The following is a 16,741-nucleotide window of genomic DNA, read 5'->3' as shown; positions in this document are numbered from 1 at the left end:
TCCTCACGAATAGGTAAACCCTGGCGCATCTTTTTTGCTGCCCCAGTAAATTGAACGTTCTGCCATCTGCGCGACGTAACGAAATATGCAGTCGCCTGGCTGGTTGGCCTGGTGTGACTCGTCGGTATAACGGTTAGGGAACGGTCGCTGCCAGTCCTCAAAAATATTACTGACGGTGTACTGCAGGGCATTCGTTTCACCCGCCGTTGCCCCGGTTCCGGAAACCTTCCCCTTAAAAATCAGGTCTGCAACCTGAACGACGCCGTTATCATCCATCGCCACCAGATACAGCTCCGCTGGCCTTCCCACACAGCGCTCATTGAGCGTTTTAGCAAACAGCGACATATCCAGCCCTGATAGCGTCATCCTGAGCTGCGTCGGGCTCGTTGTGTTGGTTTCGCCCACATCATCAATGGCGCCCATCGTACCCATGCCGTAATAGACATAACCGCCCAGCACCAGCGTGCCGGTACCGGAATGTACGTAGGCAGTACCGGATTCAAACTGGACATTCGCCGCCAGTACGGCGGTAACTCTGTCGCGGGATAGCCAGTCCACCATCGAATCAGAAAACGGTGAATACAGCATCAGAAAGCCTCCTCAAATTCCAGCGTATAGCTGGTAAAAATGCCCGGCACGCGGTTACCTGCCCCCTGCTGGTTATCCTTCAGCTTGAAAATGCCGTATGGCTTAGCGACTTCGATTTTTCCGTTGGCAGGGGGGGAGGCGCGCAGCATAGGCGCAAAGGGAATAACGGCAGTTCCTGCAGCAGTGCTGGTCACATCGGCGGTGACCATCTTCAGCTCGTCATTGACGGTAAAGTAATCACCGGTGCGCAGTACCAGTGTGCCGGGTGTCCAGCCCTTACTGCCGAGCTGCGTACCTGTCTGGTTCGCGTCAGAAACCACCGGGTTTCCGGCTGGCGTCCTGCCTACCCTCCCCCAGTCACTGATCTTCACCCTGCCATATTCACCATCCAGATCGGCCACCAGCGCATCGATGCGCCGGGATTTATCGTCTGTAAGGTTGCTAAACGTCAGGGAGCAGATCCAGCGGGTGCCGGGGAAACGGACAGTCTGTGATGCACCATTAAACGGGGAACGAAAGGTTTTGGTGTTACTTTCCGGCCGCCAGGTCAGCGACGCCGGACATACATCTTCTGGCCATTCAAGCGCAGCCATAGTTTCTCCCGATGTTGAAAACACTGATCTTTTATCAGGATGTTATTGATTTACATACCTGGCTATGGTTGAGGCTCAGCCCGTCAGCGGTGGGACGCTGGCGCACTCAATGAAGAGGGATGGCTGATTACCTCTGTCTAAGGGACCTAAATGTCAAACGAACAACGAATTGAAAATTTTGAATCCAGAATTCAACAACTGGAAGGTATCGCAAAACATCTACAGGTACGTTCCGAATTAACGATGTATATTGTCTCGGCAATTATTGGCGCAGGAGGGCTGAAGAAAGAAGGTGTTTTAGAACTTATAAGGGATGCCAATTTCAATGCGCCGGACATAAGCCCTGCAATTATCGCCAAAGAAAAAGAAATCGTTTCCACACTGGTAAACAAAGTGAAGATTTCTTAACCTGCACACTGAGCAACATTGGGGCATCAAAGGCTGCTCTTTGGGTGGCCTTTTTTTCTTTCATATCTATCTCCTGCCTTTCGGCTCATTAATAACACAATAAGTACCATTAGACGCCAAGCATCCTCCTGGCCTGCCCGTTGGTCTGGAAATCACTAAGCATTTCCTGTCTGGCCAGCTTCGCACCATCGCGGGTTCCCTTTGCGGCAGCTTCCTGCATTGCCTGTTTAAGCGCGGCGTCGCCATTACCGGAAATGGTGAAGTGCTGCTGAATGGTCTGCTGAATGCTATTCCCTCCCGCGCTAACGGAGGAGACAGTATCATCTACCATTCGCACGCCTAGAGAGCCGTCTGCGGTTCTGGTTAGCGGCATGATCGCCTCTGGCCCAGCTTCACCCATCAAACCAGCACCTTTAGCGAAGGCGAACATCGTAGGGCTGTTCACAATTCCATTGCGGAATTTGCTCAGATCAGGGGAATCATAAACCCCGCCTTTTGCGTTCAGGGTTAAACCAGAAGCGGCTGAATCGTAGGCACCAGATGGCGTACTGCCACCAGAAGACGCGCCTCCAAACATCCCGCCAAGCGAGCCGAGAAGCCCACTATCACCGGCAGACTTGAGGCTGTTCACCAGGATGGCTCTAAGCAGAACCTTTTGGAGTTCGCTCAGCACACTGTTGGCCCAGTCCGCCCAGTCCGCTTTATTCCCGTTGAGTGCATCCGCCATGTTGTCAACCAGCCCATCCAGGGTGTTGCCCACAAGACCAGATACCTGACTGTAATAATCGCTGGAAGTGTCAATCCAGTTTGCCAGCCCGTCTTGTGCGCCAGCGAGCCAGTCGCCCTGAATTCTATCCAGATCCTCATAATGAGAACGATATTTTTCTAGCCGTACCGCAAGTGCCTTATCGAGCTCCTGGTTATAGCGGTCATATTCGGTAGAGGTCTTAATGTCTCCACTCTGGAATCTGCGTTGCAGGTCTTCACGCTTCTCGTTAAATTCACGCTCAATATCGAGTTGCTCACGCATTCGTTCGCGTGCTTTATCCCCTAACCCGGCGCCGATAACATCCGCATCAAGGGAGCTTGCAGCGTTAGCATTTTCGCGCTGAAGGTTCGCAACATATTCGGCGAGCCTGATATTTTCCTCATTGGCCTTTTTAACTGAATTGAGGCGATCAACCTCAGTCGCGAGCTGCTCCAGACGAGTCTTCTGAGTTTCATTAAGTCCAGCCAGCTTGCCGTCCGCAATATCAAACTGAAGTTTTTGTTGTTCTGTAACTTCTACGCTTTTCTTTCCGGTGGTGTCGATCAGAGCAATTTGACGAAGATAACTTGTCTCCATAGATTTAAACGAAGACTCAAGCTTTTTAAGGGTTGAATCAGGCTTTGTCTTCCCGTTTGTTTCGTCTTTATCAAGCGCGTAACCCCCACTTACTGTTGCAGGTTGTATTGGCAGTTTTGCTGGACTACCAGCAACTAATTGACCCTTTAATTTTATTAGATCTTCTAACTCTTTTTTTGCATTGGCCAGAGTAATATTTGAATCGAGCACACTACCAATAATACTTTCAGTTTCAGGAAAGTTGCCTGCATCAATGTTTTTTTGAAGCCAGTCAATTCGTTCTTTTACCTGATCAAGATTTTTTCGGTCAATATTACCACCGATGGCGGCTATTCTGTTACCTGTGCTTGCTGCTAATTGTCCAGCCGCAGCAGCTGATTTTACCAACCATCCGGAAAGCTCTGCCACCTCAGACACTAAGTTAGTGATACCCTGAAGAACCTTAGGATCTGTTAAAACTTTCCTTAATTCATCAAGTGAGTCTGTGAGAGGAGATAAGTCTACTTTGGCGAGTCCTGCTGAAATTTCTAATTTTAACCCTCGAACCTGTGCTTCAATATCCTCGAATATCTGATTCACTTTAACGAGATCGTCTATTGATGCAGGGTCTGGGGCAATTCCGAAATCTTTAGCTAGACTTAAAAACTGCTTAAGCTTCTCATTGTTATTATCAAACAGAGGAAGAAGTTTCGAAAGGTCATTACCAAGGCTTTCAAGTATTGTCGTTTTTTCAGCGTTTGTGCTGATTTTACCAAGCGACTCACCAATCGCCAGAAGTTGTTTGTCTGGACTTACTTTGGATAATTTTTCAGCGGATAATCCAAGAGCATTCAGGGCATCAACGGCCTCGCCTGACTTATTCAGGACCGCATCGCCGATTTTGTCACCAATATCTTTGAAGATATCGGCCATTTGTTCGCCGGACACACCGGCCTTTTCAGCAGCGAACTGCCATGATAATAACTCTTGAGTGGAAATATTTAGTGATTTAGCCCAACGGTCTGTCTCTGCTATTTGTTTCGAGGTAGATTTTAGAAGCTGAAAACCAGCAACACCAACAGCGCCAGCTAAAGCAACTGTTGCTGAACCAATGGAGGCAAAAGCTTTGGTAGTTTCAGCGGCATCCTTCTGAACTTGTTTAGCCCACTGCTGAGAGGCTCTTTCTGCTTTATCCATGCCAGAAACAAAACCGCCCACCTTGGCAACAAGATCGAGTGTAAGAGTCCCGAGTGATTTCCCAGCCATAATTAACTCCAGAAATAAAAAAGCCCGCATAGCGGGCTGATTTTCATATGTTTGCTTTTAGACTTCGCTCAAGCTCGCTCTTGAAGCTTTTCCCAAGAGGGGCAGGCATTTCCCCTGCAATACGCTCAATAAGAGGAATATTCATGAAAGTAATTTCTGATACCGATTTACCAGAGTGTTTTTCAAGTAGGAAGATTGAAAAATTGCGGACTTCCTCTAAATTAACACTACCGTCACCCTTGATGAAATCATCTTTGTTTATGGTTGATAGGTCATAGGCCTTGTAATTATTTCTAGGCATATTTTTCTTTGTTTTATTTGCAAGCAATATTCCACCAATAAACAAAACTGCTGCAACAATTAAGTAATTCTGCCGCTCAGCCATCAGGCCTATGTTGTTGACGCGTGAACCATCTCCGACAGGAACGCTTACATCCATGAGTAATGCAAAGACGCCTAACGCAACACCACCTAACGATAACAACCATCCTAAGTTTCTCATGTTTACATCCCCTTTGAAGTTCAAGTTACAGTTTAACATGAGAAATTAATGTATCACCCCCAGGTGCGCATCGCCTCTTCAAGTTTGATCGGCTCGTTTGCAGCTTCCCGTTCCTCAGCGGCAATGTGAGGCGCGAAATCAGCAATGCTGAAGGCAGGGGTGTTTTTGGAACGGTTTACGTTTGCCAGCACAGAAGAAACCAGTGCCGCACCCCACTCTGTTCGCATCATTGGGTTCAGATTGCCGTACTTCTGCCGGTACTGTACCCACTGCTGGAACTCGCGAAAGCTGAGGCGTTCTTTTGCCTCAGCGATAGTGCGGCCACCTATCCCGTTAAGGACTAGTTCGCACCAGATTTCGTCTTCTGCGCTGAGTCCGTCTTTCCCAGATCGTTAACTTCCTGAATAGCCACCAGCAGCGCCACCGTCAGGCCACCATCCAGCGCGCCACGGTCTGGATCGGCCTCGCCGGTAACATCGGCAACCGTAAACACCTGTTGGCCATGCTCATCGCAAATTGACGCTGCGATACGCCCAGCAACCCCATCAATACGGCCCAGACCAGCAAGCACATCTGATGTGGCAGTGTGATAACCAAGAGGACGGATATACGTTGTCGCTGTATGTTCCTTACCATCCTGTGATTTCCAGGTGATTTCTTTTTCCACCGGGCGGCCGGTAAACGCTCCCGTTTCTTTCAGGGTGTCGAGTGTTAGTTTCATTTATCTTTCCCGATAATGTTTGTTGATACGCGGGGGATCGCCCCCGCCAGTAATCAGCTGCCGGACTGCGCTTTCGGAATCCATGTTCCCTGCCCGGAACGCTGGATGGTGGCAGAAGTCTGCACGACCGTGTTTCCCTGAAAGTCGAACGGGAAATCTGAAACGTATCCCTTGAATACGTACCAGGTTCGATCGGGAGGAAGCACCAGGCCATCTACAGCACCCGGATCAGTTCCCGCTGTCGGCTCTGATTCGCCATCTGACCAGCCGATAGCAAACGTTACGTCGCTCTGGTCGTTTGACTCTGCCATATTGCTGAGCATCAGGTGGCTGGCGTTAGCTGGATCTGCGTTAAGCGTGGCCGTTGCCTGCCCCGGTGTTCGCAATCCCTTTTTATATTTTCGGGTGTTACGTTCACTCAGGCAGGTGTCATCAATCTGATCTGCCGGGCTTCCACCTGGTGAAAATGCAGTGATGCATTCAATTTCGCTCACGACACCATTCGCGAGCACATACAACTGTGTGCCTTGAGTCACTACTGACATGGTTATCTCCGGGTATAAAAAAACCGGCTGCGCCGGTGTGTTATGGAAGGTTGTTTTATCGTTTGACGTGCCAGTCGACGTCGAAGGAATAACGGTACTTCATGGTACTGGGTTCCAACTCCTGTGTACCCCATCTGGTTATTATTGCGCTTCCTTCGATCGCATCGCGAAGCGCCCGCGCAACCGTGATGACTTCAGTATCTGTGTCAGCGTAAACGTCAACCTGAACAGTAAAGCGGTCTATATCGGGTCGCTGCTTCAGGTAATTTTGAGGATCACCGTCAATGTTCTGCCAGACCACATAGGGATAGACAACTTCATCAAAATGCATGCCGAAGGGGTACAGCCTTACGGGAGATTCTCCCAGCAGGGAGCGAACCTCCTGGCTGGCTGCACAAACTTTAAAAACAGGCGCTATCATGCTTTGGTCCCCTTCTTCGCGGCCTGCCTGACAGCCCGATCGATAGCTTTTTCCATTTCTTCAGCAAAAACGTTAATGACAGGTCCATCAATACCGTTCATCGCGGGACGGATGATAGGTCGAGCTGCTGCATGCTCTGTTCCGAATTCAAGCATTCGCCAGTACCAGGTGTCTCCGCCGGGATTCCCTTTGTCGCCTGCTGTTTTGTAGGTTCCACCGGCTCGCCCCTTTCTGACGTTGGCTTTTGTCTGGGCATACTGTCGCGCACCGCCCATAACGCCAACGCGGAAAGTCAGGTTACCCGTTCTCCGGAATTCACGACTGCCAAAGCTGGCAACGATATTTTTATAGATGGCCTCTTTGGTCAGGGGGTCATCAACTCGGGCAGCATTACTCCGGGCACGGTCCCTGATTAGGTTCGCGGCTTTACGAAGCGCAAATCGTCCCGCTTTGTTACGGGTGACGTCTGAGACTGCCTCCATTTTCCCAAGCAGGGAATCAAGCCCGGTAAGACTTACTTCAACACCATCAGCCATCATTTACCCCTTCTGAGCAGGGAAGCGTGAGATATTCGCGGCCACTTTTCGGATCAGGAAGCACGCCCTCGATGTTATATATCCCACCGCGAAACAGGATGCGATTCATCCTGGTAATTCCCGGTCGAAAGCGAATTGTGATACGGGTGGTGATTTCCCCCTGCGATGCCTGGGCTGCAATAAACTCGCGAGCCGACAACGGGGAGACTTCAGCCCATACGGTAGCCACATCCCGCCAGGTTTTATTTACAGCTCCAGTCTCTGGATTCTGAACCATCACCGGCTCCTGGATTGTTACCTGGTGACGTAATTTCCCGGCCTGCATTCTACCCCCTGACTTTTTGGCTTAGATACTGAGGTTTCAAATCGTTCAGTGACGTAATTTCAACCCCATCATCTTCAGCCAGTGACTGGATAATGACATCACATAACGCCATATTGGACTCAGCCAGCCGGTTTATCGCGTCCGTCTGCGTCCTCTGTGCTTCTGTCTGTTCGCGTAGCGCTGTTATCAGCTCGTTTACCTGTTGCTCGTTCATAAGCAATTTTCGCCCATTTTTTTATCCACTCGCGCCGTTCCGCGCACCCTGAGCAAGCCATATTTACACCCCGTAAATTCGGTATGGCTGCAGCAAGGCTTCGACTGCTAACGGGACCTCTGCAACAGTCTGACCGACGGCAACTGATTCTCTGTTGGCATACCAGTGACCAATCAGCAGTAGCATTGCCGCCTTAACATCATCATTCAGTAGAATCGGGTCCGGGTCGTCTGCGTAGCCAGGGGAGCTTTGATTTTCATAGAGCGTTCGCCTTGTCCATGTCTGGACGTAACGCGCCGCCGCACCTGTGTAAATCTCCAGCAGAGCATCATCACCCGTAAAGTCGGTATCAATGCGGCAATGCTGTTTCACCACATTCTGATCAAGCATTTGTTTGCCCCAAAAAAAGCGGCCCAAAGGCCGCAATATTTATCAGCTCCCCGCGCCGGTGCTGAATGAACCGTACACGAACGCCTCAGGGCGTTTCACAGCCAGCGCCAGACGTTCTTCGCAACGGATGGTGATCATGTTTTTCTCGAAGTCGTCGGCGTTCTCCGTGGAGATAACCACGTTCGCATCTTCGCGGTCGAAGATTTGCGCGCCAGCGTTAAATGCACCGGTCAGGAATTTACCCTGGAAGGCTGCCGCTTCCGTTGCAACAACCGGCAGACCCCACAGAGTCGGGCCAGTCAGTGCCGCCGGATTAGCCAAGATGTAACGGCCCAGGCTGTCTTTGGTCAGCTCGATCCGCGCCCAGTCAATGAAGTGAAGAACATGACCAGACGCCGGGAAGCGTGCCAACTGTGCCTGCAACATTGCCAGACGCAGATCATCAATCCCGCTCTGCTGTTCGACAGTGAACGCAGGATTAAAAGCGGATGCCTGAGGAACGATGCCATGCAGATGAACGCCGGTACCATCACCGAAGAGAATTTCCTGCTCTTCTGCATACTTCAGCCCGTAGCGCATTTCGGCATCAACAGTGGACTGCAACTGTGCGAAGTCATCCAGGATCTGCTTTGAGGCTTTGAACAGGTGGGCGATAGTGCTGACGCCAGTGATTTTCGGCGTGAACTCAATTTCGCTGTATGGTTTCTTCGTATTTTCAGGAACCACTTTCGCGTTATTGGTAAAGCCTGTCTGCTGCACCCAGAAAATAGCTGAGGAGGATGTACGTCCTGGAGCAATCAGATCGCGAATGAACAGGCGCTGTTTCGGTGCCGTATCAATACCCGGCAGGCGCTGTGGCTCCACAACACCATCAGGCACATCCACCGAAGTCAGGGCGGCCTTAACCGGGATGCTGATGCGTTTACCGCCTTCCACGCTGGACGCAAAGGTTTTCAGCGCCTCAGCAGAGATCACCTGCTGGCCGATTGATTCCACAACATGCTTCGCGTTTGCCAGCGGCATCTGGGCAACATGTTGCTCCAGTTCGCCCATCGCTGCCTTCAGCGTTTTTTCTGCCTCACGCAGGGCGTTGAACTCAGAAGCCATTTTATCGACGGCTGCCTTTGTTTCTTCTGACAGCTTGCCAGACTTCTGCGCTTCTTTGACGGCTTCTTCTGCTTTCGCGTTGAACTTGCCGGTTGCTTCTTCAATGCTGGCCGTGACTTTTTTCAGAATATCGTTTACTTCAGACATAAAGGGTCCTTATTTGACTAACGCCGCCAGGGCGCTTTCAAGTGAATTGATGGTTTCAGGTTTGATGTCTTCGGCAGCGCCCGGCGTACCGTCGTTGGTGGTGACAGCGCCAGGCATGCCACCGGATAAGGCTTTAATGAGTTTTCTGCGCTCAGAGCGCGGGGTGTTGGTCTTGGCCAGCAATGCATCAAGTTTGCGAAGCGCGGCTGCAGGCGATTCGTCGCCGTCGCTGACCGCATCTGCAGAAAGCAAGCTGTCTGCCAGTCCCTTCGCCACAGCATCACTGCCACCGATATAGCTTTCCGCGTCCATCAGCTTCTGCACAGCGGCCATATCAAGGCCGGAGCGCGCCGCGTAGATGTCAGCCATAGCGGTATCGAAGGGTTCCAGTGACTGTGCCAGTTCTGCAAAATCATGGCGGTTTCCCATCGCGTAGACCCAGCAGTTGTGGATCATCAGGAAGGCACCGCGGCCAATCTGAATATCATCCCCGGCCATCGCAATTATCGAGGCGGCGCTTGCGGCAATGCCCAGCACCTTCACCGTTACGCGGCCTTCGTATTCGCGGAGCAGGTTATAAATAGCCAGACCTTCGAACATGTCCCCGCCAGGTGAGTTGATATTCACCGTGACGTCGGTGCCGTTCATCGCCCTAAGCGCACCGGCAATACGTTTAGCTGTTACCCCTTCGCCCCAGTAGTCCTGCCCGATAACATCAAAAACAGAAATGCTGTTATCGTCGGTGGCAGCCGCTTTGATCCCGCCGTCCCAGCGGTCCAGTGCGGACGGTAGTGTTTCACAGGTAACGCGCGCGCAGGGGCGACCCGCCGGTGCTACCGGAAGTTGTTTTTTGCTCATCAGGAAAGTGCTCCTAAGCGGCCTGTTTCAGCGGAGATTGTTCAAAGGAAATATCGGGGAATACGTGGTCATGCAGCTCTCGTAGGGCCAGTGCCTGAACAGCAGTGTTGCTGCTTTCGAGATTTTTCAGTTGCGTCAGGTTGAGCTGAACGGTGTAAATATCGCCCCCTTCAATTGGCGGCATGTTCTCAAGGCGACGAACGTCATTACGGGACATCCAGCCATTCTGAAGCGCGCTGGTATAGTAAGCAGCACGCCCTGCGCTGTCAGCGCGCAACAGTCCTTCAACGGAGAACTCTGCAAACACTTCGTCATCGCTGTCGAGTAAGCACCGGCCAATTTCTTGCTCAATATTCACCAGCAGCGGTCTAAGAGTATGAGTCAGGAACTGCAGGTTCATGCCCTCAAGGCTGGATGCCCAGCTGCTTTGTTTCGTGGTGTGGCCAACCATGAAAGGAGGCACGCGAAACCAGCGGCAGATTTCCTCAATACTGAAAGATCGGCTTTCCAGCATCTGGGCGTCTTCGGGATTCATGGTAACGCCCTGGTACTTTAGACCTCCCTCCAGCACCATTATTTTTCCGGCATTCTTTGAGCCGGTGAACTTTGCCATGTACTCCCGGAGCCTTTCCCTCTGCTCATCGCTTAATGCTTGTTCCGCTGTCAGGAAGCCAGAACTTTGTAATCCTTGCTCGAATATTTTTGCCGCAGACTCTTCTACAGCCATTGCAGAACCGATCACATCCCGGCCAGTCTTCATCGGCATCATGCCGCAAACGCCGTCCAGACCGAACCCGCGAATGTGCATGATGTTTTTGACCGGAATGACGCGCTCGTTTCCGTTTTCAGTGTATTTGTATTCCAGCGCCCCGGTAGAGAGACGTTTAACCACCATGTTCTGCGGCAGCAAAGGCACCAGCGAAACCAGGCGGTTTGCGATGAATTTCTTCTCAATGAAGGCGTTCCCGCGCAGGCAAATACTGGCGACAACCATCAACATAAAGCGTGATGGTGTCATTTCTGAATTGGGTCGGCGGCACAGTATCGAATAGGCAGGATGATCAGTTGCCGCTTTACGCGAACCGTCAGGCTGTCGAACGTATATTTTCAGCGGCAGGGTTGAAATAGACTCGCTTAACAGTCTTACGCATGCCCACACAGCCGATAGCTGGATGGCTTTATCGGCCGTGACCACCTTTCCGCTGCTGCTGGTGCCAAACCATTCCTCCCAGAACGTGCCGGTAGTCAGGCTGATAGGCACACCAAGCCAGTTAAGCAGAGCGCTTTTCACCCTGCCTGGCTGTTTGTTTTTTTTCATCAGAAACCTACCATGATGGGATTATTGAAGAATCCGGAGAGATCCTGCTGGTCGTTACCACCGTTTACCAGAACGCGGCTCATTGCTGTGAACAATGCCGCCGGGCCATCAATCTTGGCCTCTGGTGTGGACTTGTTCGGGAAAATGTTCTCGTTCCGGTCAGGTTTGACGGTTACGTTGGACATCATCCAGTTCATTACCGGGTGATCGCTGTGATGGAAGCGGCCACCGTATACCAGTGCTTCGACCTCTTTCATCGCCTCAGAGAAATTGCGAACCGTCTGCGGAACTTCCACCAGCGGCAGCCCTTCTTCTGCCAGCGCAAGGCTGAACTGCGTCGCACTCCACGGGTCGAAGCCAATTTCTTTCAGACTCTCGCCAGCAACCCACACCTGCAGCTCTTCCTTAATCTGAGCATGGTCGATTACATCCCCGTCGGTAAGGATCAGCTTGTCCATCCCGGACCACTTACGATAGAGCTCTGCCATCTGGCGTGAACATTTCTCAAGGCGTCCTTCCGGTAGCCAGAATTTAAAATCCGCATGAACGTGGCCATCTGGCGCGCGCCAGACTTTCGCGGCCGCACAGATATCAATTTTGTTTGACAGGTCAACGCCCACCCAGGATGGGTATGTTTTAAGTTCGTGCTGCGGAGCGATAAACTCGCATTTCTCCCATTTCATCATGTCCATCCAGGCTGACTCAGCGGTAACCCAGATATTCATGTGCTTGGTGAAAAAGTTAATTCTGGCCGAAACCTGCTCTTTCGCCTTTTTAGCCAGGCGTCGCAGGTCATCCCAGCGCTTACAGATACCCAGCCCCGGATTCGCCTTCTGCCAGACTTTTTCATCAAAGGGATCGTCACCTTCATCTAAGGTGTAGATGATGGCAAAAAACGTATCGTCTTTAACCAGGCCGCGCAGGACCTTGATTGCGTAATCGCGTAGTTCGTAACAGATGCCTTCTTTGTTGAATCCGGCGGTGGTGATACCGAAAAGCAGAGATTGCAGGCGCGCGCCGGTGGCCGTCTCAAGAACGTCCCAGACGTCACGGGTTTTATGAGCATGCAGCTCGTCGACGATGGCGCAATGAATGTTCAGGCCGTCGAGGTTGTTCGCATCTGATGATAAAGGCTCGAATTTGGAGGCCGTTTGCTCCTGGTAGATAGCGAGCTTGTTGAATTCGAAGATCCGCCCAAGAGTGGCTTTCGCCTTCTTGACCATATTTTTCGCGTCTTCAAAAACAATTCTCGCCTGGTCACGGGTTGTAGCAGCGGAATAAACCTCCGCCCCGCCCTCGCCGTCGGCACCAGCCATATACAGCCCTACGCCGGAGCAAAGCGTTGATTTGGCATTTTTACGAGCCACCTCAACATCTGCTGTACGGAAACGCCGAACCATCACCGGCCGACCGCTGCCGTCCTTACGCAGAACGGTTTCCCCCGTCTCTTCGTTAACCAGCGGGATAACAAAACCAAAAATATTAATCAGGATGAAAACATGCCAGTCCATCAGCTCGATAGGCTGGCCTGCCAGAGCGCCTTTTACGTGAGGCACAAAATTATAGAAATTCAGAATGTGCTGCGCGCGCGGCTCACTGAAGAAAATACCGCGCTCTTCGCCGTGTGCCAGATCGTCAAGAAAACGCTGACAGGAAAGGCGCACATACTCACAGGCAATAATTTCCCCCGCCACCACCCTCTCGGCGTAGCGGATGCCTTCTGCAACCTTAGCCATTAATCCCTCGCTTTCATAAACTCGGCCAGCGGATCAACCGCATCAGGACCTTTTGCATTCACTTTAGAGCGGCTGGCTGGCGTCATGCCGAACTCACCGAGCATGGCGCGCAGACGTTTCCAGGCATCAGCTTTCATAATGGCGGCCGGGTGAGCCTTGATCATGCGAATCTCTCGCTCTTTGCCTTCGTCTGGCTCTTCGTCGCTATAAACGGCGTAGGTGTAGCCTTCTCTCTCCAGCGTATCGCAGTGATGCCGGTACTCGGTGTAAACCTCAACCAGAAGCTCAAGTGCTCTCGCGTCCAGCTGCGACATGACGCCAAGCGCATCGAGCTCTTCAGCCATACGCCTGAACCAGTATTTCCCCTGCTTGTCGAAATGCTTCGGCGTTGGGGGTACCCCTGGAGTTGGCTTTGGTTCGTTTTCATTAATCGGGCGTTTTGATGGGTTACCCCTCACCAAACGTAGATGGGTCGGGGTTTTCGGTGGTCCAGACATAATCGAAAACTCCTATTAATCATCGAGTGGGGGACCCCATAAAAAAGTTTTCTAACCTGCGGCGATGTGAAAAGAGGTTAGGCGGCGGTCCTTTGGCGCGTCGTTCCTGAACTTTCAACCCGCCCTCCCCCTCGGTCGATTCAAATGAGAATTAATGTCATTTGAGTCTTTCTACCGCTGTCTTCGCCCTGTGGCAAGGCTTGCAGAGGCTTTCAAGGTTGGAAAGGTCATCGGTCCCACCATTTGCTTTGGCGGTGATGTGGTCCACCGTCTCAGCGGGTGTATACCTTCCATTTCGCAGGCATTCCTGACAAAGGTGTTTATCTCTGTCGAGAACTATTTGGCGCAGCCTGTCCCACTTGCTGCCATAACCTCGCTGATGTCTACTCTGTCCTCGCTGATGCTGCTGCCAGCCTTCGTTAAGGTGCTTGGGACAATAGCCTGAGCGGTCTGTGGTTGTGCCAGGACAGCCACGCTTGCGGCATGCCCTCGGTATTAACGCAGGCATCAGGCTAACCTCCACGCCCGGCGGCGTTCTGTGCGTGGCGCTGAGTCAGGGTGATGCTCAACCGGTTCGCCGTCAGCATGGTCCACCAGCGAGCAACACGGATAGATCACTGAGCCACCCCATGCATCACCCACAGCGTAATCGGCGGGCTTGCTGTTATCCCAGCGGGATAGCACGCGCTGCACATGCTCAGGCGGGACGCTGTAGCAAACGCCGTGAATGAGTCTCGACAGCGTGATGTAATCAGCGCGAGTCTTATCAGCCACTATTAGCCGCTCAGCAATCTGCATCTGATACTGTGGCGGCCGCCCGGTACCGAGATAAAAACTCAGCATGTGACACGGGAACCTCGCCAGCCAGACAGCAACCTGATCCATAAATCCACGGACTGGCAGGGCGTCGTCCTCCAGCACCACTACCCTGCTGGATTGCTCAGCAGCCCATTGCAGCGCGCGGCGATGATTCCAGTTTGCGCCGCGGTTACCTTCATCAATAAGCAAATGAGCATCCAGCATCGCGGCAAGTCGTTGCGCATGACCTATGCGAGAGACATGGCCAACAACGCAGAACTTAATATCTGTCAGCATCATTATGGGTAAACACCTTATTACGGGCTCGTCGTGCGGCTTCAGCAGCCTCCTCAAGATCATCGAAGAAGCCTACGCAGTGCGCCTTTCTGTTGTGGCTGTAGTACGCATGCCATTTGCCAACCTGAGGATTCCATCTAACCCCGCGCTTCCCAGATGAATTCCGTGTGATAGAGGGTCCCTCTCGGTTTTCGCTATTTTGCTTTGGAGTTACGAGTCTGAGGTGGGAGGGATTGACGCATAGAGTGTTATGACACTTATGGTCCACGAGCATGCCAGGCGGAATATCACCATGCTTCAGAAACCATGAAAGCCGATGAGAAGACCAAAAAACACGACCTTCTGGCGTTCTCGGCCCCGCTATTTTCCCGTATATCTGAGGTTTGATATGTCTTCCGCCACCTGGTTGAATGGTTGCGCCGAGCCAAATCCAGCACTCATCGTCACCACGCTTATCAACCTTTTCCCAGAATCTTTCCTCAATGGGTCTTTTTTTAGGCATAGAAAACCCTTCCACGAAAAGGAATAAAGAAATTCAGTAGAGGTTACTTATGGCGCCAGAAAGCAACTTCTTTCCCCAGCCCATCAGTCTTAAACACTGTGTGGATGCGCGGGCCGGTGACAATTCGATCGCCAAACGATTTAGCAACAATGCCGAAAGCGATCATATCGCCCACCGCAGCGCCAGCCTGTTCTTTCTTCCAGAAACGATAACTCTCGATCCGGTAGTAAAGACGGATGATGCCGTGAGCAAACGCCATTACATCAGCGCGGGTACCACCCAGCAGCCCAGCGTTAAGCATCACATCGTTGCGATGCTCTTCAATGAACTCTTGATAGATGCGCTCAGGATGATTCTGCTTTGCCCAGGTGTCGGCGTAGGTCTTCGGTTCAGAACCGACGTAAACAGTACCGGGCTGCATTTCTTCCCACGGTGCGCGGAGCATTTCGACATCGGTACCATCGGTACACCAGACGAACCGGTATTCAGGGTGATCGCGCAGGTGCTGCCAGATATGCAGCCAACGCCGAAAGTAGACATTCATCTTTACATCAGGAACGCGATACAACTCGACGTCTGCCGGCGCCGTCTGCAGTTCATCCACCAGCGCGATACGACCACAATTCCGAAGTGATGAGGCCCATTTAGCCAGCATGTCAGGTGCGGCCGCCATTTTCGTACCGCGCTGCGGGTCTGGCTGGCTGGTAAGCAACGTTGTGATTACCACGTCGCGCTGAGATCGATATTCGGCATGGCCTGTATATCCTGAATCCCGGCGCTGCCCGTAAATCACGGCGTTCTTTTTATCGAGCGCTTCACGTTCTGGTCTCGGTATGCTGCGCGCGCCTTCTTCGTACTCGTCCATTGAGTGAATCAGCTTTTCAGAGCCAACCACATCAGCAAACGCCCAAGACGTTAAACCAGCATTGTGAATCCGAAGGGCCAAGTCAGGATGTTCGTACATGCCTCGACCGTATACCGGATCGAATCCGCCAACCTTCTCGATGGCACTGCGGTGGTAGTACAGCATCACACCGCGCTGCCCGGTGTAAGCAATATGCTTATCATCCCGGTACAAAACGGTCATATCGTTAATCTTTCGCGGACCTGCCAGATCGAGAAACTGATAAGCCAGGTGCGGCTCTGGAGATTCGATATATGGCAGGTGCCAGTTATCGGCAATGGGCCAGGCATCGTCATCCCAAAGAAAAAGATGCTCGCACCCGGCATCCATCAGGGCAGACAGGCTGGCGTTCTTCGAAGCAACAATGCCGAGTGATGTTTCATTGCGAAGCAGCTGCACGCCGTCGGGCACTACCGCTGCAGGCTTTGAACCGTCATCGATAACCACCACCAGCGCACCGGCTGGCAGGTGCTTCATGTGCTGTTCGAGCGCTCGCTTCAGAACTTCAGCGCGCTGGTGTGTCGTTATTGCAATGCCAATCCGCGATGAAATTGCGCAGGCAGGCACAAACGGGACACCATCAATAGTGACCTGCATAATTTTCCTCTGGGAGTTTATTAATCATCTCATTCGCAATAATGGATGAGCTGACGCCAACGATGGATGATGCTGATAGTTAATCAATCAATAGATAGAACAAAATTAACCCCACTGGTCTGATATGTATTGGTTAATGATACGTGT

Annotated in this window: 22 protein-coding genes; 1 reads left to right on the top strand and 21 read right to left on the bottom strand. The window is 51.8% G+C overall.

All coding sequences use genetic code 11. The features are described from left to right. Positions 1–3 precede the first annotated feature (3 nt). Together MX657_RS09485 and MX657_RS09480 are read right to left on the bottom strand one after the other, a co-directional pair. Entirely contained in the window at positions 4–588 is a 585-nt protein-coding gene (locus MX657_RS09485) for a hypothetical protein (RefSeq protein ID WP_346808237.1), read from the bottom strand. Further along, the gene (locus tag MX657_RS09480; RefSeq protein WP_088544742.1) at positions 588–1,181 is read right to left on the bottom strand and encodes a hypothetical protein; all 594 of its coding nucleotides are present in this window, start codon (positions 1,179–1,181) and stop codon (positions 588–590) included. The genes MX657_RS09485 and MX657_RS09480 overlap by 1 nt, the downstream gene beginning before the upstream one ends. 150 nt (positions 1,182–1,331) lie before the next feature. Between MX657_RS09480 and MX657_RS09475 the strand changes: the two genes are divergently transcribed. Next, positions 1,332–1,589 carry a hypothetical protein gene (locus tag MX657_RS09475; protein ID WP_050482969.1) on the top strand — a complete coding sequence of 86 codons (258 nt, stop codon included), beginning with the start codon at positions 1,332–1,334 and terminating at the stop codon, positions 1,587–1,589. Between the two features lie 109 nt (positions 1,590–1,698). Here the strand turns inward: MX657_RS09475 and MX657_RS09470 are convergent, their stop codons facing one another. From MX657_RS09470 to MX657_RS09385, 19 genes are all read right to left on the bottom strand, one after another. Next, entirely contained in the window at positions 1,699–4,179 is a 2,481-nt protein-coding gene (locus MX657_RS09470; RefSeq protein ID WP_346808235.1) for a phage tail tape measure protein, read from the bottom strand. 43 nt (positions 4,180–4,222) lie between these two features. Next, positions 4,223–4,681 carry a hypothetical protein gene (locus tag MX657_RS09465; protein ID WP_346808233.1) on the bottom strand — a complete coding sequence of 153 codons (459 nt, stop codon included), beginning with the start codon at positions 4,679–4,681 and terminating at the stop codon, positions 4,223–4,225. Positions 4,682–4,734: 53 nt separating this feature from the next. Continuing rightward, entirely contained in the window at positions 4,735–4,911 is a 177-nt protein-coding gene (locus tag MX657_RS09460) for a phage tail assembly protein T (protein WP_346808231.1), read from the bottom strand. Positions 4,912–5,021: 110 nt separating this feature from the next. Beyond that, positions 5,022–5,402: a phage tail assembly chaperone family protein, TAC gene (locus tag MX657_RS09455; RefSeq protein WP_346808229.1), complete on the bottom strand. Its 381-nt coding sequence runs from the start codon at positions 5,400–5,402 to the stop codon at positions 5,022–5,024. A 53-nt stretch (positions 5,403–5,455) separates the two neighbouring features. Further along, a complete protein-coding gene (locus tag MX657_RS09450; RefSeq protein ID WP_346808227.1) occupies positions 5,456–5,947 on the bottom strand; it encodes a phage tail tube protein in 492 nt (163 codons plus the stop codon). 55 nt (positions 5,948–6,002) lie between these two features. Further along, a complete protein-coding gene (locus MX657_RS09445) occupies positions 6,003–6,368 on the bottom strand; it encodes a DUF3168 domain-containing protein (RefSeq protein ID WP_346808225.1) in 366 nt (121 codons plus the stop codon). Next, entirely contained in the window at positions 6,365–6,904 is a 540-nt protein-coding gene (locus MX657_RS09440) for an HK97-gp10 family putative phage morphogenesis protein (protein WP_346808541.1), read from the bottom strand. Before MX657_RS09440 ends, MX657_RS09445 begins: the two co-directional genes overlap by 4 nt. Beyond that, complete coding sequence (locus MX657_RS09435) at positions 6,897–7,229, bottom strand: phage head closure protein (RefSeq protein WP_126851018.1); 333 nt, start codon at positions 7,227–7,229, stop codon at positions 6,897–6,899. The genes MX657_RS09440 and MX657_RS09435 overlap by 8 nt, the downstream gene beginning before the upstream one ends. Position 7,230: 1 nt before the next feature. Continuing rightward, positions 7,231–7,443, bottom strand: coding sequence for a hypothetical protein (locus tag MX657_RS09430; protein ID WP_126349039.1), 213 nt, complete (start codon positions 7,441–7,443; stop codon positions 7,231–7,233). 63 nt (positions 7,444–7,506) lie between these two features. Then, the gene (locus tag MX657_RS09425; protein WP_346808222.1) at positions 7,507–7,833 is read right to left on the bottom strand and encodes a head-tail connector protein; all 327 of its coding nucleotides are present in this window, start codon (positions 7,831–7,833) and stop codon (positions 7,507–7,509) included. 42 nt (positions 7,834–7,875) lie between these two features. Beyond that, complete coding sequence (locus tag MX657_RS09420) at positions 7,876–9,087, bottom strand: phage major capsid protein (RefSeq protein ID WP_346808220.1); 1,212 nt, start codon at positions 9,085–9,087, stop codon at positions 7,876–7,878. Between the two features lie 9 nt (positions 9,088–9,096). Beyond that, on the bottom strand, positions 9,097–9,945 hold the full coding sequence (locus tag MX657_RS09415; RefSeq protein ID WP_346808219.1) for a head maturation protease, ClpP-related: 849 nt from the start codon (positions 9,943–9,945) through the stop codon (positions 9,097–9,099). 13 nt (positions 9,946–9,958) lie between these two features. Beyond that, complete coding sequence (locus MX657_RS09410; RefSeq protein ID WP_080327449.1) at positions 9,959–11,263, bottom strand: phage portal protein; 1,305 nt, start codon at positions 11,261–11,263, stop codon at positions 9,959–9,961. Further along, on the bottom strand, positions 11,263–12,999 hold the full coding sequence (locus tag MX657_RS09405) for a terminase large subunit (protein WP_346808217.1): 1,737 nt from the start codon (positions 12,997–12,999) through the stop codon (positions 11,263–11,265). Before MX657_RS09405 ends, MX657_RS09410 begins: the two co-directional genes overlap by 1 nt. After that, a complete protein-coding gene (locus tag MX657_RS09400) occupies positions 12,999–13,496 on the bottom strand; it encodes a phage terminase small subunit P27 family (RefSeq protein WP_080327451.1) in 498 nt (165 codons plus the stop codon). Before MX657_RS09400 ends, MX657_RS09405 begins: the two co-directional genes overlap by 1 nt. A gap of 157 nt (positions 13,497–13,653) precedes the next feature. Continuing rightward, complete coding sequence (locus MX657_RS09395) at positions 13,654–14,004, bottom strand: HNH endonuclease (protein ID WP_214606555.1); 351 nt, start codon at positions 14,002–14,004, stop codon at positions 13,654–13,656. Next, entirely contained in the window at positions 14,004–14,594 is a 591-nt protein-coding gene (locus tag MX657_RS09390; RefSeq protein WP_346808214.1) for a hypothetical protein, read from the bottom strand. The genes MX657_RS09395 and MX657_RS09390 overlap by 1 nt, the downstream gene beginning before the upstream one ends. Further along, positions 14,575–14,865: an HNH endonuclease gene (locus MX657_RS23675; RefSeq protein ID WP_429844917.1), complete on the bottom strand. Its 291-nt coding sequence runs from the start codon at positions 14,863–14,865 to the stop codon at positions 14,575–14,577. Before MX657_RS23675 ends, MX657_RS09390 begins: the two co-directional genes overlap by 20 nt. Before the next feature lie 271 nt (positions 14,866–15,136). Beyond that, positions 15,137–16,594, bottom strand: a complete 1,458-nt coding sequence (locus MX657_RS09385) for a glycosyltransferase family 2 protein (RefSeq protein WP_346808213.1) — start codon at positions 16,592–16,594, stop codon at positions 15,137–15,139. Positions 16,595–16,741: the final 147 nt, after the last annotated feature.

The sequence above is a fragment of the Enterobacter chuandaensis genome, from assembly GCF_039718975.1.
GTDB lineage: Bacteria > Pseudomonadota > Gammaproteobacteria > Enterobacterales > Enterobacteriaceae > Enterobacter > Enterobacter chuandaensis.
Note: the sequence above shows the minus strand (reverse complement) of the source record. Positions and strands in the feature narration are given on the sequence as shown.

Coding starts and splice junctions, on each gene's coding strand:
- MX657_RS09485 (WP_346808237.1), bottom strand. CDS start 588: ATGCTGTATTCACCGTTTTCTGATTCGATGGTGGACTGGCTATCCCGC.
- MX657_RS09480 (WP_088544742.1), bottom strand. CDS start 1,181: ATGGCTGCGCTTGAATGGCCAGAAGATGTATGTCCGGCGTCGCTGACC.
- MX657_RS09475 (WP_050482969.1), top strand. CDS start 1,332: ATGTCAAACGAACAACGAATTGAAAATTTTGAATCCAGAATTCAACAA.
- MX657_RS09470 (WP_346808235.1), bottom strand. CDS start 4,179: ATGGCTGGGAAATCACTCGGGACTCTTACACTCGATCTTGTTGCCAAG.
- MX657_RS09465 (WP_346808233.1), bottom strand. CDS start 4,681: ATGAGAAACTTAGGATGGTTGTTATCGTTAGGTGGTGTTGCGTTAGGC.
- MX657_RS09460 (WP_346808231.1), bottom strand. CDS start 4,911: ATGATGCGAACAGAGTGGGGTGCGGCACTGGTTTCTTCTGTGCTGGCA.
- MX657_RS09455 (WP_346808229.1), bottom strand. CDS start 5,402: ATGAAACTAACACTCGACACCCTGAAAGAAACGGGAGCGTTTACCGGC.
- MX657_RS09450 (WP_346808227.1), bottom strand. CDS start 5,947: ATGTCAGTAGTGACTCAAGGCACACAGTTGTATGTGCTCGCGAATGGT.
- MX657_RS09445 (WP_346808225.1), bottom strand. CDS start 6,368: ATGATAGCGCCTGTTTTTAAAGTTTGTGCAGCCAGCCAGGAGGTTCGC.
- MX657_RS09440 (WP_346808541.1), bottom strand. CDS start 6,904: ATGGCTGATGGTGTTGAAGTAAGTCTTACCGGGCTTGATTCCCTGCTT.
- MX657_RS09435 (WP_126851018.1), bottom strand. CDS start 7,229: ATGCAGGCCGGGAAATTACGTCACCAGGTAACAATCCAGGAGCCGGTG.
- MX657_RS09430 (WP_126349039.1), bottom strand. CDS start 7,443: ATGAACGAGCAACAGGTAAACGAGCTGATAACAGCGCTACGCGAACAG.
- MX657_RS09425 (WP_346808222.1), bottom strand. CDS start 7,833: ATGCTTGATCAGAATGTGGTGAAACAGCATTGCCGCATTGATACCGAC.
- MX657_RS09420 (WP_346808220.1), bottom strand. CDS start 9,087: ATGTCTGAAGTAAACGATATTCTGAAAAAAGTCACGGCCAGCATTGAA.
- MX657_RS09415 (WP_346808219.1), bottom strand. CDS start 9,945: ATGAGCAAAAAACAACTTCCGGTAGCACCGGCGGGTCGCCCCTGCGCG.
- MX657_RS09410 (WP_080327449.1), bottom strand. CDS start 11,263: ATGAAAAAAAACAAACAGCCAGGCAGGGTGAAAAGCGCTCTGCTTAAC.
- MX657_RS09405 (WP_346808217.1), bottom strand. CDS start 12,999: ATGGCTAAGGTTGCAGAAGGCATCCGCTACGCCGAGAGGGTGGTGGCG.
- MX657_RS09400 (WP_080327451.1), bottom strand. CDS start 13,496: ATGTCTGGACCACCGAAAACCCCGACCCATCTACGTTTGGTGAGGGGT.
- MX657_RS09395 (WP_214606555.1), bottom strand. CDS start 14,004: ATGCCTGCGTTAATACCGAGGGCATGCCGCAAGCGTGGCTGTCCTGGC.
- MX657_RS09390 (WP_346808214.1), bottom strand. CDS start 14,594: ATGATGCTGACAGATATTAAGTTCTGCGTTGTTGGCCATGTCTCTCGC.
- MX657_RS23675 (WP_429844917.1), bottom strand. CDS start 14,865: ATGCTCGTGGACCATAAGTGTCATAACACTCTATGCGTCAATCCCTCC.
- MX657_RS09385 (WP_346808213.1), bottom strand. CDS start 16,594: ATGCAGGTCACTATTGATGGTGTCCCGTTTGTGCCTGCCTGCGCAATT.